This is a genomic window from Shewanella cutis (genome assembly GCF_022410515.1).
Taxonomy (GTDB): domain Bacteria; phylum Pseudomonadota; class Gammaproteobacteria; order Enterobacterales; family Shewanellaceae; genus Shewanella; species Shewanella cutis.
On record NZ_JACSDI010000011.1, the window covers coordinates 93,814 to 106,584 of the forward strand.

11 protein-coding genes are annotated in these 12,771 nt (G+C 45.7%); 8 read left to right on the forward strand and 3 right to left on the reverse strand.

Annotated elements, in window-relative coordinates:
• Positions 1-140 precede the first annotated feature (140 nt).
• Positions 141-2,582, forward strand: a complete 2,442-nt coding sequence (locus tag H9J30_RS14645) for an Ig-like domain-containing protein (RefSeq protein ID WP_240131654.1) — start codon at positions 141-143, stop codon at positions 2,580-2,582.
• Positions 2,583-2,936: 354 nt separating this feature from the next.
• Here the strand turns inward: H9J30_RS14645 and ggt are convergent, their stop codons facing one another.
• Positions 2,937-4,676: a gamma-glutamyltransferase gene (gene ggt / locus H9J30_RS14650; protein WP_240131655.1), complete on the reverse strand. Its 1,740-nt coding sequence runs from the start codon at positions 4,674-4,676 to the stop codon at positions 2,937-2,939.
• A 109-nt stretch (positions 4,677-4,785) separates the two neighbouring features.
• Between ggt and H9J30_RS14655 the strand changes: the two genes are divergently transcribed.
• Complete coding sequence (locus H9J30_RS14655; RefSeq protein WP_240131656.1) at positions 4,786-6,054, forward strand: GNAT family N-acetyltransferase; 1,269 nt, start codon at positions 4,786-4,788, stop codon at positions 6,052-6,054.
• A gap of 108 nt (positions 6,055-6,162) precedes the next feature.
• Here H9J30_RS14655 and H9J30_RS14660 read toward each other — a convergent pair whose 3' ends face one another.
• Both H9J30_RS14660 and H9J30_RS14665 read right to left on the reverse strand, forming a co-directional pair.
• Positions 6,163-6,786: a LysE family translocator gene (locus H9J30_RS14660; RefSeq protein WP_240131657.1), complete on the reverse strand. Its 624-nt coding sequence runs from the start codon at positions 6,784-6,786 to the stop codon at positions 6,163-6,165.
• Positions 6,787-6,949: 163 nt separating this feature from the next.
• The gene (locus tag H9J30_RS14665; protein ID WP_240131658.1) at positions 6,950-7,399 is read right to left on the reverse strand and encodes a hypothetical protein; all 450 of its coding nucleotides are present in this window, start codon (positions 7,397-7,399) and stop codon (positions 6,950-6,952) included.
• Positions 7,400-7,644: 245 nt separating this feature from the next.
• Here H9J30_RS14665 and H9J30_RS14670 point away from each other — a divergent pair, with 245 nt between their 5' ends.
• The 6 genes from H9J30_RS14670 to H9J30_RS14695 all read left to right on the forward strand — a co-directional run bounded on the left by H9J30_RS14670 (position 7,645) and on the right by H9J30_RS14695 (position 12,688).
• Entirely contained in the window at positions 7,645-8,256 is a 612-nt protein-coding gene (locus tag H9J30_RS14670) for a YbhB/YbcL family Raf kinase inhibitor-like protein (RefSeq protein WP_240131659.1), read from the forward strand.
• Between the two features lie 4 nt (positions 8,257-8,260).
• On the forward strand, positions 8,261-9,439 hold the full coding sequence (locus tag H9J30_RS14675) for an L-dopachrome tautomerase-related protein (protein WP_240131660.1): 1,179 nt from the start codon (positions 8,261-8,263) through the stop codon (positions 9,437-9,439).
• Positions 9,440-9,460: 21 nt separating this feature from the next.
• The gene (locus H9J30_RS14680) at positions 9,461-9,922 is read left to right on the forward strand and encodes a VOC family protein (protein WP_240131661.1); all 462 of its coding nucleotides are present in this window, start codon (positions 9,461-9,463) and stop codon (positions 9,920-9,922) included.
• 266 nt (positions 9,923-10,188) lie between these two features.
• The gene (locus H9J30_RS14685; protein ID WP_345796054.1) at positions 10,189-11,202 is read left to right on the forward strand and encodes a glycine betaine ABC transporter substrate-binding protein; all 1,014 of its coding nucleotides are present in this window, start codon (positions 10,189-10,191) and stop codon (positions 11,200-11,202) included.
• Positions 11,199-11,660 (forward strand): Atu1372/SO_1960 family protein, encoded by a 462-nt coding sequence (locus H9J30_RS14690; RefSeq protein ID WP_240131662.1) that lies wholly within the window; start codon positions 11,199-11,201, stop codon positions 11,658-11,660. Before H9J30_RS14685 ends, H9J30_RS14690 begins: the two co-directional genes overlap by 4 nt.
• Positions 11,661-12,109: 449 nt before the next feature.
• The gene (locus tag H9J30_RS14695; protein WP_240131663.1) at positions 12,110-12,688 is read left to right on the forward strand and encodes a sugar O-acetyltransferase; all 579 of its coding nucleotides are present in this window, start codon (positions 12,110-12,112) and stop codon (positions 12,686-12,688) included.
• Positions 12,689-12,771 lie beyond the last annotated feature (83 nt).

Below are 12,771 nucleotides of genomic sequence, written 5' to 3' on the forward strand. Positions count from 1 at the left end.
TCTAATGTCAAACTATGTGAAAAATATGCGAAATAAAATAAGAGATCAATGGTAAAGTCACGTGAAAATTGTGTAATGTTAGCCTATAAGTTATAAGCGTCAATTTTAGTATTATCATTAGAGTAACAGGGAGCCTGACAATGAAGTCAGCGTATAAGGTTTTTCTCGCAGGATTATGTTCACTTTTCTTGGTTGCATGCGGAGGCGGAGGCAGTATCTCTGATGATGGCTCTGGCACCACGCCCACCCCAAGTGTTATCACTGTTACTATGGGGATTTCCAATACCAATATTTCAGCACTGGCTCCAGCCACTGTAACAGCTAAAGTTGTTGATTCAAAAGCGGGCGCACTTGCGGGGGAGTTAGTTACATTTAGTTTAAGCAACACAAATATAGGTTCTTTTGATCCCTCAACAGCGACTGCCTTAACAAATAGTGAAGGCCTAGCGACTATCATACTAAACACAGCAACCATCGCTGGGGCTGGTACCGTTACAGCTAAGATTGATACTGGTGAATCTGGCAAAATTGGTTTTGTAATGAAGGGCGATGGCGGTGAGGCTGGCGGTGGTGCACAGGTTAATCTTGCTCTCACTGACACTAACGGAACCGCAATCCAAACTATCACCTCATTAAATCCAGGAAAACTCACTGCAACAGTAACAGGTATTAATAAACCTACAATTGTGACTTTTGAAAATGATATTGGTGACTTACCAATAAAAACTGCAGTAACAAATAGCCAAGGAAAGGCGAGTGTCGACATCTATGCAGGTAACACCTTAGGTGCAGGAACTATTACTGCATCCCTAGCGAGTGGTGAGAAAGGCACAGCTGTCGTTGTTGTTGGCGCAACTAATGTTGTCATGGGGAGCGGCAATCCATTTGTTGTGGGTAAGGCAAATGTCAGTGTTGCTGAGTTAACTGCCGGCGGAACAGCAACCATCTCTGTAGTGATACAAGATGATCAAGGCAAACCTTTTACTCAGCCTGTAGATGTGAAGTTTTCTTCCGCCTGCTCAACTAAAGCATCTCCTGAAGCGGTAATTAGTTCTCCTGTACCTTCAGTTAACGGCGTAGCAACAACAACCTATTTAGCTAAAGGTTGTGTCGGACCTGATCCAATCAATGTGACTGCGAATGCTGGTGGTTTGAATCTTTCTGCAACGGGTTCCATTAATGTATTGCCCGCAAATGTGGGAAGTATTGTATTTCTAACCGCTACACCACAAAACATTGCCATCTTAGGCACGGGTGGTGTAGAGTCATCCGAAGTTAAGTTTAAAGTGTTAGATACTAACAGTAATCCTGTTAGTAATCAGTTGGTTAATTTCAGCCTTAACACCACTACCGGTGGTATTGAGTTAGACCCTGTGAGCGCAACAACGAACAATCAAGGTATTGTGCAGACAGTTGTTAAAACCGGTACTGTTGCAACTTCTGTTCGTGTAACTGGAACTGTTGCTGGTTCATCCCCTGTTATTTCTAGCCAATCTAGTCAATTAATTGTATCTACAGGCATTCCTGACCAAGATAGTTTTTCACTATCTGCATCGACTTTGAATGCTGAAGGTTGGGATATTGATGGTACTAAAGTGACCGTGACAGCGCGTTTGGCTGATGCATTTAATAACCCTGTACCAGATGGTACGACCGTTTCGTTCACAACTGAGGGTGGGGCGATTGAGGATGCTTGTCAAACAGTTAAAGGTACTTGTAGCGTTGTTTGGACTAGCCAGCTTGCCAAACCTGAGGGACAAACTCTGATTGATGCCACAGGTGCAATGGTTCGCCCTCCTGTTGCAACTCTTGCCACTAATTTAGGTAACTTCTATGGTCAAAAATATGGCGGCAGGGCAACAATCACTGCAACGGCGATTGGAGAAGAGTCTTTTCCTGATCTCAATGGTAATGGTCGTTTTGATGCATCTGAAGTTAGTGCTTTTTTAAATCAAAAAGATGTGAGTGGTAAACCATTCGATTTGGATGACGCTTTTAACGACTACAATGAGGACAGTATTTTCAACCCTCAGCAGTCGGGAGGTCAAGCGGGTGGTGACTTAGAAGAGCTGATTGACTTTAACGCGAATGGTGTATTTGACCTGAAAGATAGCAAATATAATGGTGTACTTTGTTCTGTACCTGCTCATGCAGCTTGTGCTGATGGTGTATCAGATTCTAAATCACTCTATGTTCGGGGAAGTTTAGTGATCGTGATGTCGGGCAGTGCTGCATATGCAACACCTAGAGCAGATGTGCTTATTGATGATAGTTACAGCTTAAGTAAAGATCAAAGCATTGATATTATAGGTAAAGATGCTGCTACTGTGTATTTAACTATCTCCGATTTACATAATCAGCAAATGCCAGCGGGCAGTACTGTTCGATTCAAAACCAGTGCAGGTTCTATAGCAAGCGGTGCTGAGTATACATGGCCAAGTAGCAATTATAATGCGGGACGAGAGTTCAGTGTGTCCATCAAAGGTGAGGATAAGCCAAACTCGGGGACTTTTATTGTTGAAGTTGAAACCCCAAGTGGTGTTGCAACTCAGGTGCTATCTCTACCTGTAAGAATTAATTAACTCTTTAAATAGAAAGTAAAACGGGGAGCTTATTGCTCCCCGTTTGTTTTCTTGTCTTTATATTTGCAACATCTCCCGTATGGTTTTCACCATGCGGTTTTTGAATCGTCCACGAGTAAATCTCGGCTGCGCAGTAGTGGTTCAATTCTCGCTTCTATACCTCGGAAATCATTAAACATCAGCACAGGATTGTCACTGCCGTCCTTCGAGAAGATATCCTTGCGGAAGGCGTCGGTTGTTACCTTATCGAAAGTTAGTTACATGACTTAACTCAAATAGGTCAGTGCTTAGTTTTATACTATTCCCGATGTGTTCTATCTATTTCTTTAAGCATCACATCTAGATAATTGGTGTTTAGTAACCCACCGCTTCGCTCCCAGAATGGCGAAGGTCAGAGGCGCCAAAAATCCCTTGTTCAGTCACCATAATGGATTGAGTGCTGCCCATGGCCGATTGTACGTTAACTTTGTGGCCTTTGGCTTCGAGCAATGAAATGGTATCGCGGTTAAGGCTGGTTTCGACCCGCAGTTCATCGGGTAGCCATTGGTGGTGTACCCGCGCGGCATTGCTGGCTTCAGCAATGTTTAAGCCATGGTCAATTACGTTCATAATGATTTGCAGCGTGGTGGTTATGATGCGAGAACCGCCTGGGCTGCCTGTCACTAAGAAGGGTTTGCCATCCTTCATCACTATGGTTGGGCTCATCGAACTTAGTGGACGCTTGTTACCTTCTACCGAGTTGGCCTCGCCACCCACTAGGCCGTAACCGTTTGGACTGCCTGGTTTTGCGGAGAAATCATCCATTTCGTTATTGAGTAAAATCCCGGTTCCTTTGGCGACTAAACCTGAGCCGTAGCTAAAGTTTAAGGTGTAAGTGTTAGACACCGCATTGCCCCATTTATCGACTACCGAGAAGTGGGTGGTTTGGTCACTCTCATAGGGCGCTAGATTACCGGGTTTAATTTCGCTGCTGGGAGTGGTTTTATTTAGCGCTATTTGGCTGGCAATCTTTTGGGCGTAATGCTTATCGGTTAACTGCTTGACGGGCACTGTATAAAAATCGGGATCGCCTAAGTATTCGCTGCGATCGGCGTAGGCATGCTTCATGGCTTCAGCCATGACATGAATGGTTTGTGCCGTATTGTGGCCAAACTCATCGATAGGGAACTGCTGCAGTACATTGAGCATTTCAATGATGTGCACACCACCCGAAGACGGTGGGGGCATAGAAACCACCTCATAGCCACGGTATTGGCCCCGCACCGGTTCGCGCTCAACCGCCTTGTAGTGTTTTAGATCTTCTAAGGTCATGATACCGCCAGCTTCTTGCACGGCCTTAACTAGCTTTTCTGCGGTTTCACCTTCATAGAACCCTTTGGTACCTTTCTCGGCGATGAGTTGCAGGGAGTGGGCAAGTTCTGGCTGCTTTAACATATCATTGACTTGATAATCGCTACCATCGGCCTTGTAGAAAATCGCTGCGGTGCTTGGCCATTGACTCATTCGGCGCTTTAAGCCTGCAAGTGATACTGCTAAATCAGGGCTGACGCTTATCCCTTCTTGTGCCATTTTGATGGCGGGCGCCGTGACCTGCGCCATTGTCATAGTGCCATATTTTTCTAGGGCTAAACTCATGCCCATTACGGTGCCAGGTACACCGACCGCCAGGCCATGCTCGCGACTCAGTTTGGCTACTGCATCGCCTTTTTCATCAAGGAAAATATCTTTTTTCGCTTTCGAAGGTGCCATTTCGCGGTAATCGATGGCAATGGTTTTATTTTCTTTGGCTAGATGGACAAGCATAAAGCCACCGCCGCCAATGTTGCCCGCGCGGGGTAAGGTAACCGCTAAACTGAATGCGACCGCCACCGCAGCGTCGACGGCATTACCGCCTTGTTTCAAGATCTCAACCCCTGTGCGACTGGCCAACATTTCTTGGCTGGCGACCATGCCATGTTTTGCCCATACGGGTTGTGCCGTAGCCATTTGGCTGAAAATCGAAGGCTCATCAGCATGGAGAGTGGGCGAAGACAACAAAGGCAGTGCCATGGCGATGGCGAGAATTAGAGGTCTAAAAGGTTCTGCGCGGCGCATATTCAATCCTGAATTTATTTTCATTATAGCTATGCAATGTGCCGAGAATTAGGCTTAATTGCAACATTGGATCTTGGCTTAATGTGTTTAACGGATAAGAATTCAACGAATGAGACAACTGATATTGGCCTTTGCCAGCGTGGTGCAGAGTATTGACGCTAACAGCTGGGACCGATTGATGGGGAAGGGCAATCCCTTTTGCCAGCATGCTTATTTCCTCAGCTTAGAGCAGAGTTTGTCGGCCTGTGCCGCGACGGGCTGGCGGCCACATCATTTGTGTGTGTTCGACGCAACAGGCAGTGAATTTGTGCAAGAATTAGCGCCGGATGCTGTCATTGTTAGCCAAAAAGATGTCGCAGATTTTATCGATTTACCCCTGCTGGCATTGATGCCGCTTTATCAAAAAAACCACTCCTATGGCGAATATGTGTTTGATTGGGCGTGGGCGCAGGCCTATGAGCGTCATGGCCTTGAATATTATCCTAAATTGTTAAATGCCATCCCATTTACACCAGTGCAGGGGCGGCGGTTAGGGCTATCGCCTACGCTTTCCGCTGCGGAGGTCAAGCTGCTAACTCGCGCCGTATTTACGTGTTTAAATGAGCAATTAGCGAATGCGGATGCGCCAATGTCCTCGTGGCATAGCTTATTTGTCTCGTCTTCGCAGCAAGCGCTATTTGCAGAGGCATCTAATCACACCGCACTTCGGCGTTTAAGCACCCAGTTCCATTGGCATAACCGTGGCTATAAAGATTTCGAAGCCTTTTTAGCGGCGCTAACCTCCCGTAAGCGTAAAAACATCCTTAAGGAGCGCGCCCAGCTCCAGCCCTATGGTTTGCGATATGAGTTTGTCGCGGGAGCGGATATTAACAGTCAGCAATGGCAGCATTTTATAGAATGTTATCAACTAACTTACCTTAAACGTTCCGGGCATCGCGGCTACTTAACTCCAACATTTTTTAACATGATTGCCGAGCGTTTGGCCGAGCACATTGTCTTGCTCGTGGTGAGTGATGCGAAAGGGCAGAAGTTAGCTAGCGCGCTGTATTTTATAGGCTGTAACGAGCTTGGGCAGAGGTGCTTGTTTGGTCGTTACTGGGGCAGTATTGTCGAGCTCGAAGGATTACACTTTGAGGCCTGTTATTATCAGGGCATTAAATACTGCATCGCCCATCGGATTGATCTATTTGATGCCGGCGCGCAGGGGGAACATAAAGTGCTGCGCGGTTTTGAGCCTGTGGCACTCTATTCCTATCACAATATTGCCCATCCTGACTTTAAGCGAGCGATTGCGCATTTTACCGAGGAGGAAGCCGCGCAAATGCAAGTGTATATGCTGCAGATGTGTGAAGTGTTGCCCTATAAAAAGGGCCAATAACCACCATAAAAGTAAAGCGTCGCGTTAACAAATCCGTTGGCGCGACGCGAATGATGCTATACAAAAAGTGATATGCTAAGCACATATCACTCAAGACGGCTTGTTTGATTAGCTCACCGCTAACCAGATCCCTACACCAATCATTAGGCTACCAGCAATACGATTTAACCAACGAATATTATCGCCGCGACTTAAAAAGATCCTCAGACTCTTGCCGCCACTGGCGTAGGCCAACATGGAGGTAAACTCTGTCAGCATAATTATGCTAAGCAGGGCAAGGAGCTGCGGCGCGACTTCGCGCTCAGCATTAATAAACGGCGGTAGGAGTGATACCATAAACGCCCAGCCCTTAGGGTTAGCAATGGCGGTAATAAAGCCCTGCGAAATCAGCGTGAAGTTACTGGCTCTTGGGTTGGTGTCATCATCGCTGAGCATGGCCATCTTGCCTCGGGCGCGCCACATCTGCACGCCGATATAGCCTAAGTAAATGCCGCCCACCCATTTAAATATCTGAAAAACCTCAGGGTAGTTAAGCATAATGCTGGCCACGCCCATGACCGCTGCGGTAGCGACTAAGGCCACACCCACAAGCTCGCCGAGCATCATCCACAGGGTGCGGCGCACACCAATGCTCATCCCAAGTGTCATGGCAAGTGTCATACACATACCGGGCGTGATAGAAACAAAGAAAAAAGTCGGAATAAAAACTGCAAGTAAGGCAAAATCTGGCATGTTTTTGGATCTCGATGTGAAAATAACCGGAACGCTAGTGTAATCAAAATGACTGATTTAGCAACGGATCCGTGCTCTGACTTTCTTTAGATTGTGTTACTTACTATTACAAACGGCTGTAACCATAAAGGTAATACGCTGAAATCGATGAAAGTTATTATAGTTAAATCAATAACTGAGTAATTACGGGTTCACATTCGGTATCAATTAAATAAACCGTCTCTTGGCCAATAATATAATAACTATATAAATTCTGATAAATATGCTCACCTAACTGCCCATAACAATGTAGTCTTGCATTTCTTACCGACTTCCATGCTGGCCAAGGCAAACTAAAGTCATCACGCTTGATAAAATCAATATTTAACTCTGGCTCTAAAGGGAATGCTGTTTCGTTATTATTGAGTTGATGACAATAGGTTTGATAGCTGGACTCATCAATGATTTGAAGCCCTGCGATAGTTGGAAAATAAATTTCCATGGCTAGAGGCGTGCTGCTTTGTCCTTGCCAACTAAGCGTTAACGATAAGTTATTGAGTTGGCAGTTAATCAGGGGGTAAGGACTTAGGCTGCGCTCAAGGGGAAACCAAGGTTGATAGAGAGTTGATGCCATAGAGTTATCCTCCTTTTATGATATAGATGTGTGATAAAATCAGTTTATATTACCAGCTAACATTAGGTTAAATACGCATAAATAATGCCTCTGATAAAACAGCATAACCTATTTTTTTAAGGATTAATCCATGGCGATTATCTAATAATTTTTGAAACTCATATCAGTAAAGTGTGGCTTATCAAAATATTGAGCCAGGTTATGCTTAATCATCATGACACTTTTTACTGTGAGTTGATTTTATTATGCAAAAATTTTCAATTGGTTATCCGATTAAATATTCACTAATAGCAGCGGTGATTATTGTTAATATGGCCAGTATTAATGCGGAAGCTAACGCGACTGAAGCAATCTTATTAGAGAGTTCGCAAACCTCGTTTAACTTAAAAAGTAATTTAACACCTAACGAGTTAATTCCTGCCGACTATTATTGGAATAACTTTGGCTGTTCAGGCGCAAATATCGCACCTTCTTTAACTTGGGAGCATGCCCCTAAGGGCACCCAAAGTTTTGCGATTACTTTTTATGATAAAGATGCCCCAACAGGGAGTGGTTTTTGGCATCGTGTGGTCTACAACATTCCAAAAGAAATCAATACATTAGCAGGTGGTGTCAATGGCGGTGAATTGCCTACTGGTTCAGTTGAAGCTAATACGGATTTAGGTAAGCCAGGATTTTTTGGACCTTGCCCGCCCAAAGGTCGTGAGCATAGATATGTGTGGACTGTTCATGCTTTAGATGTGGCCAAATTACCGATAGATGCCAATGCTACTCCCGCTTTAGTTGGGTTTTATCTGTGGCAGCATAGACTGGGTGAAGCGAGTTTGACCTTCTTAGCGGGTTCTAAAGAGGGTTAGACCAATGAACAAATATGCATTACGTTCTTACCATAAAACCTTTGTGCTTAATCTGTTATTGGTGAGCCAAGTGTTGGTTGTATCACAAGTAATAGCACAGCAGCAAAGTCAACAGGCCATTGCTCAGGTTCAACCTGAGGTTTACGCCAGCCTCGATGGTGCTGTAGGTGGCATTAGTTTTACCTCAAGCGATAGGCTTATCTTTAGTTATCACCCTTTTTATCAACCCAAAGTCAAGGTGGGTGAATTGTTGGCTGATGGTAAAGTTAAACCTTTTCCCAATTCAGATTGGCAGCTTTGTCATGATCCCCAAGGTAAACCCAAAGATCCCGATACCTGCTTGAATTGGGTTTTAGGACTGCGTACCGATAATCAAGATAAAGTATGGCTACTTGACTCGGGTCAAGCAGAGCCTCGAATCGAACCTAAGTTGGTTGCGTGGGATACCCTTAAAAATCAGTTAGATCGGATTATTCATCTGCCTTTTCCCGTATCGCTCCCTGAGTCACAGCACAATGACTTTGTGATTTCATCTCGCCATCAAGCCATCATCATCGCGGACGAAGGCATTGCGACGGGTCCTATTGGTGATAAAGCTGCCTTAGTCGTAGTCGATCTCACCACGGGTAAGAGTCGCCGGGTATTGCAAGGTGATAACAGTGTGATGCCTGATTTGCAGCGGCCACTTATTATCGATAGCCACAGCGCCAAACCTAAACAAATTGACGTATATGTTGGCGCCGATGGTATCGCTTTAGATAGCGCTCAGCATTGGCTTTACTTTGCACCGATGAACAAGGACAAAGTTTACCGAGTAGCGATGGAGGATTTGCTCAATCCGGATTTAAGCCCTCAAGCTTTATCTGCCAAGGTGGAAGCCTACGCCGACAAACCCAACAACGGTGGCCTCAGTATTGATGCTGCTAATAATCTTTACCTTACCGAAGTGGGCGAGCGTGCTATTGGCATCATCCCCGCGAACACGCGCCAGTATCAAAGCTATGCCTATGATGAACTTATGGTTTGGCCCGATGGCGTGAGCTTTGGCAAAGACGGCTACCTGTATTCGGGCGCAGCACAATTACCGCTATCCGCGCCGTTAAATCATGGCAAAGCAGAAAACATGCCGCCGTATTATATCTTTCGTTTTAAACCCTTAGCTGCTGGTGTGCCTGGCAATTAACACTCACAGGGAGAAAGTCATATGAACATTGTTGGATTAGATCACTTTACCATCCGTACCCCGAAGTTGGCCGAAACCGTCGCGTTTTTTCAAGATGTGTTGGGTTTAACACTGGGATGGCGACCTCGGTTTGGCTTTCCTGGACATTGGCTCTATGCGGCAGATAAACCCGTGCTGCATTTAGTGGAGGCCGGTAGCCGGGCCTTGGATGCCTATTTAGGAGAAAGTCCAGCCCAGTTTGGCTCCGGTCGAGTCGATCATTTTTCGTTTCGGGGGACAGATCTTGCTCAAATGCAGCAGCATTTATGCCGACTAAAATACCCGTTTAGGGAGCGAATTGTTCCAGAAATTCTTGAACATCAATTATTTCTCGAAGATCCAAACGGTATCACTGTGGAGATGATTTTTCCTTACTCTAGGGATAACGCGGTGGTCGGGATTGCAATGGCAAGGCTCGCGATTCTACCTGAGGATGAAGCCTAATACCAATCGTATTAAATATCTGCTCATTCAGCGGGAGTTAAACGGGCTTTAGACAAGGCGAAGGCTTGAAGGCATAGTGGTGCTCTGTCGAAAGCCTTAAACGCAGTATAAAGCCCGTTCAACCCCGCCCTGCGGGAGCCTCGCAGGCATCTCACTCCCGTGTTACATTGACTTAAAAGGGAATAACCATTTCTTCGTCAATGCGCCTTGGATTGAGATGCCTGTGAGGCTCTGAACTGATTAGATATTTAATGTGATTGGTATAAATGACAGCAATCGACCTCAAGCGTCGACAACTATTACAGGCGCTAAGTGTCGGCGGCATGGCCTCATCTAGTTTATTAAGCCTCGGAGCGATAGCGATGAATTTACCGAATATCAATCAAGAAAATCAATATGAACATGGTCAAAAGCCTCAGATGCAGGCCTCAGGGCAACTGATCCAGTTAGGCGTTACAGATCTAAGTTTTCATCGAGTAACGGCGGCGGTTGTTGCCCACGTAATGCGGTTAATGGGCAAACAAGTTGAAATAAGTTATGCGCTGCACGAGGCAAATTTTCATCGGCTCAAACTTGGGCAGATAGATTTGTTGAGCTCAGCTTGGTTGCCTCACAGTCATGGCGTTTATCAGCAGGATGTTGAGACCCAAGTCGCAACGCGTGAATTGGGACTACATTACGAGCCGTACGCACTCTGGGGAGTACCGGATTATGTGCCAGAGGATGCGGTTTCTCGCATCGAAGATCTGCTAAAACCTGAGGTAAAACAACGGATGCGACCGGTGATTCAAGGTATTGGTGAGGGGGCGGGTATTACCCGTTTCTCTAAAAATATCATGCGTGAATACCAATTAACCGCAGCGGGCTATCAGTTTCGAACGGGTACTCAAGCTGATTGTGTGGCGGCATTTGAATCGGCAGTGTCAGTACGGGACTGGGTAATTGTGCCATTGTGGCATCCGCAATTTTTACACCATCAATACGGTATTCGTGATCTTCAGGACTCAAAAGGGTTACTCGGGGGAAAAGATAAAGCGGTTTTGCTCGCCCGTGAACGCGAGTTAGCGATTAATTTCTCGCCGGCACAAATTCAAGTACTTGATAACATAGTGTTATCTAATCAAATTGTTGCAGAACTCGATTATGCGGTTAATCGACATGGAATGACGGAAGATGAGGCCGCTGCGAACTGGTTGGCAGCCAATCCTTCGCATTTGACGACGTGGTTAGCCCCGCTGCTTAATCCTGCGAATGTCACATCTCAGGAGGTGACATTATGATGAACACTCCGGAATCGCGGCTAGTAGCGGCTGGGCTTGAATTACCTGAGGTTGCTGCGGCTCTAGGGAATTACGAACCCTATTCAATTGTTGGCAGCCAATTAATGACCTCGGGTCAGTTTCCCTATTTAGAGGGTAAGCTTCTGTATCAAGGACAATTGGGCACCGATCATACTGTGAGTGAAGGCTACGCTGCCTGTCGTCTTGCAACCCTGAATGCCATTGCGCAATTGAAACAGGCTTGTGGTGAGCTTTCGCGAATAAAACAAATTTACCGCTTAGAAGGGGTGCTAAATGTTCATCAATCTTGCATTGAACATCCCAAAGCACTCGATGGTGCTTCGGATTTATTGCTCGAGATTTTCGGCGAAGCTGGGCGTCACAGCCGAATGATTTGGACAAATCCGGTCATGCCGCTTAACAGCTTATGTTTAGTGTATTTATTTGCCGAACTCTAGGGCGTGTTGACGTTTCGAGATTAGATTTTGTTCGTTCTGGCAAGCTTGTGCTCGCGAAACGAGGAATGATGTGTCGTTATTCTACTCAAATGACGAGCGGCTCTTATGACAGAAAGTAAGAGCAAGGGCTTGCAGCATTGGGCTGGCTTTTCTGCCGCGTTAACGTCCGTTTATGCAGAATAACTACACAGCACGGACTTTGCCTTGCATAAAAGCCAGCCAAATTGCTGCAAAAACAACCCTGAAACGTCAACACGCCCTAGTGTTATGAGCAACAAAGATAATGTCTTTGGTCTCGATTGATATTGAATGCTTGAATGTGATGTACATTGGCTGTTAGCTAAATGGTATGCCATTAGAGGGCACTCAATCGCCTATGAGGCAGTCCTTGAACTTTCATCAATCGATTGTTAGGGTGAAGCCATTATTGACCGAATGTTGACAATACCATGACTGAGAAACAAAAAATGTTGGCGGGCCAGCCTTATAAGGCTTGGGATGATGCGTTATTGGCTGAGCGGATGCGGGCGAAATCTATTTGCCATCAGTTTAATCAGGCCGATCCGACTTTGCTTGATGCGCGTATGACGCATCTTCGTGGCCTGCTCGATATTCCTGTCTGCGCTCACATTGAGCCTAATTTCTTTTGCGATTACGGCTACAACATCCATATCGGTAAGCAATTTTATGCTAATCACAACTTAACCATACTGGATGTTTGCTCCGTTTTGATTGGCGATAACGTGATGTTTGGTCCTCATGTGATGATTTCAACTGCGACGCATCCTATCGACCCTATTGCGCGGCAGACAATTGAATACGGCGCGCCAATTCAAATCGGTAATAATGTCTGGCTGGGTGGAAACGTCTCTGTGTTACCCGGTGTGACCATTGGCGATAATTGTGTCATCGGTGCTGGTAGTGTCGTGAATAAGAGCATTCCGTCGAACTGCGTGGCTGCAGGTAACCCTTGTAAGGTTATCAAACCTATCGATGTGGATTATCACAGGAACGTTAATGTCGAGTAATTGGTTTGCACCTTGACGGCGAAGTCGATATTTTTAGCAAGAAAAACGGTACGCAGTGCGTACCGTTTTTCTTTTTTATGAGA

What these genes read in the sequence shown, in the direction of transcription:
- H9J30_RS14645 (WP_240131654.1), top strand. Translation starts at nt 141, where the DNA reads ATGAAGTCAGCGTATAAGGTTTTTCTCGCAGGATTATGTTCACTTTTC.
- ggt (WP_240131655.1), bottom strand. Translation starts at nt 4,676, where the DNA reads ATGCGCCGCGCAGAACCTTTTAGACCTCTAATTCTCGCCATCGCCATG.
- H9J30_RS14655 (WP_240131656.1), top strand. Translation starts at nt 4,786, where the DNA reads ATGAGACAACTGATATTGGCCTTTGCCAGCGTGGTGCAGAGTATTGAC.
- H9J30_RS14660 (WP_240131657.1), bottom strand. Translation starts at nt 6,786, where the DNA reads ATGCCAGATTTTGCCTTACTTGCAGTTTTTATTCCGACTTTTTTCTTT.
- H9J30_RS14665 (WP_240131658.1), bottom strand. Translation starts at nt 7,399, where the DNA reads ATGGCATCAACTCTCTATCAACCTTGGTTTCCCCTTGAGCGCAGCCTA.
- H9J30_RS14670 (WP_240131659.1), top strand. Translation starts at nt 7,645, where the DNA reads ATGCAAAAATTTTCAATTGGTTATCCGATTAAATATTCACTAATAGCA.
- H9J30_RS14675 (WP_240131660.1), top strand. Translation starts at nt 8,261, where the DNA reads ATGAACAAATATGCATTACGTTCTTACCATAAAACCTTTGTGCTTAAT.
- H9J30_RS14680 (WP_240131661.1), top strand. Translation starts at nt 9,461, where the DNA reads ATGAACATTGTTGGATTAGATCACTTTACCATCCGTACCCCGAAGTTG.
- H9J30_RS14685 (WP_345796054.1), top strand. Translation starts at nt 10,189, where the DNA reads ATGACAGCAATCGACCTCAAGCGTCGACAACTATTACAGGCGCTAAGT.
- H9J30_RS14690 (WP_240131662.1), top strand. Translation starts at nt 11,199, where the DNA reads ATGATGAACACTCCGGAATCGCGGCTAGTAGCGGCTGGGCTTGAATTA.
- H9J30_RS14695 (WP_240131663.1), top strand. Translation starts at nt 12,110, where the DNA reads ATGACTGAGAAACAAAAAATGTTGGCGGGCCAGCCTTATAAGGCTTGG.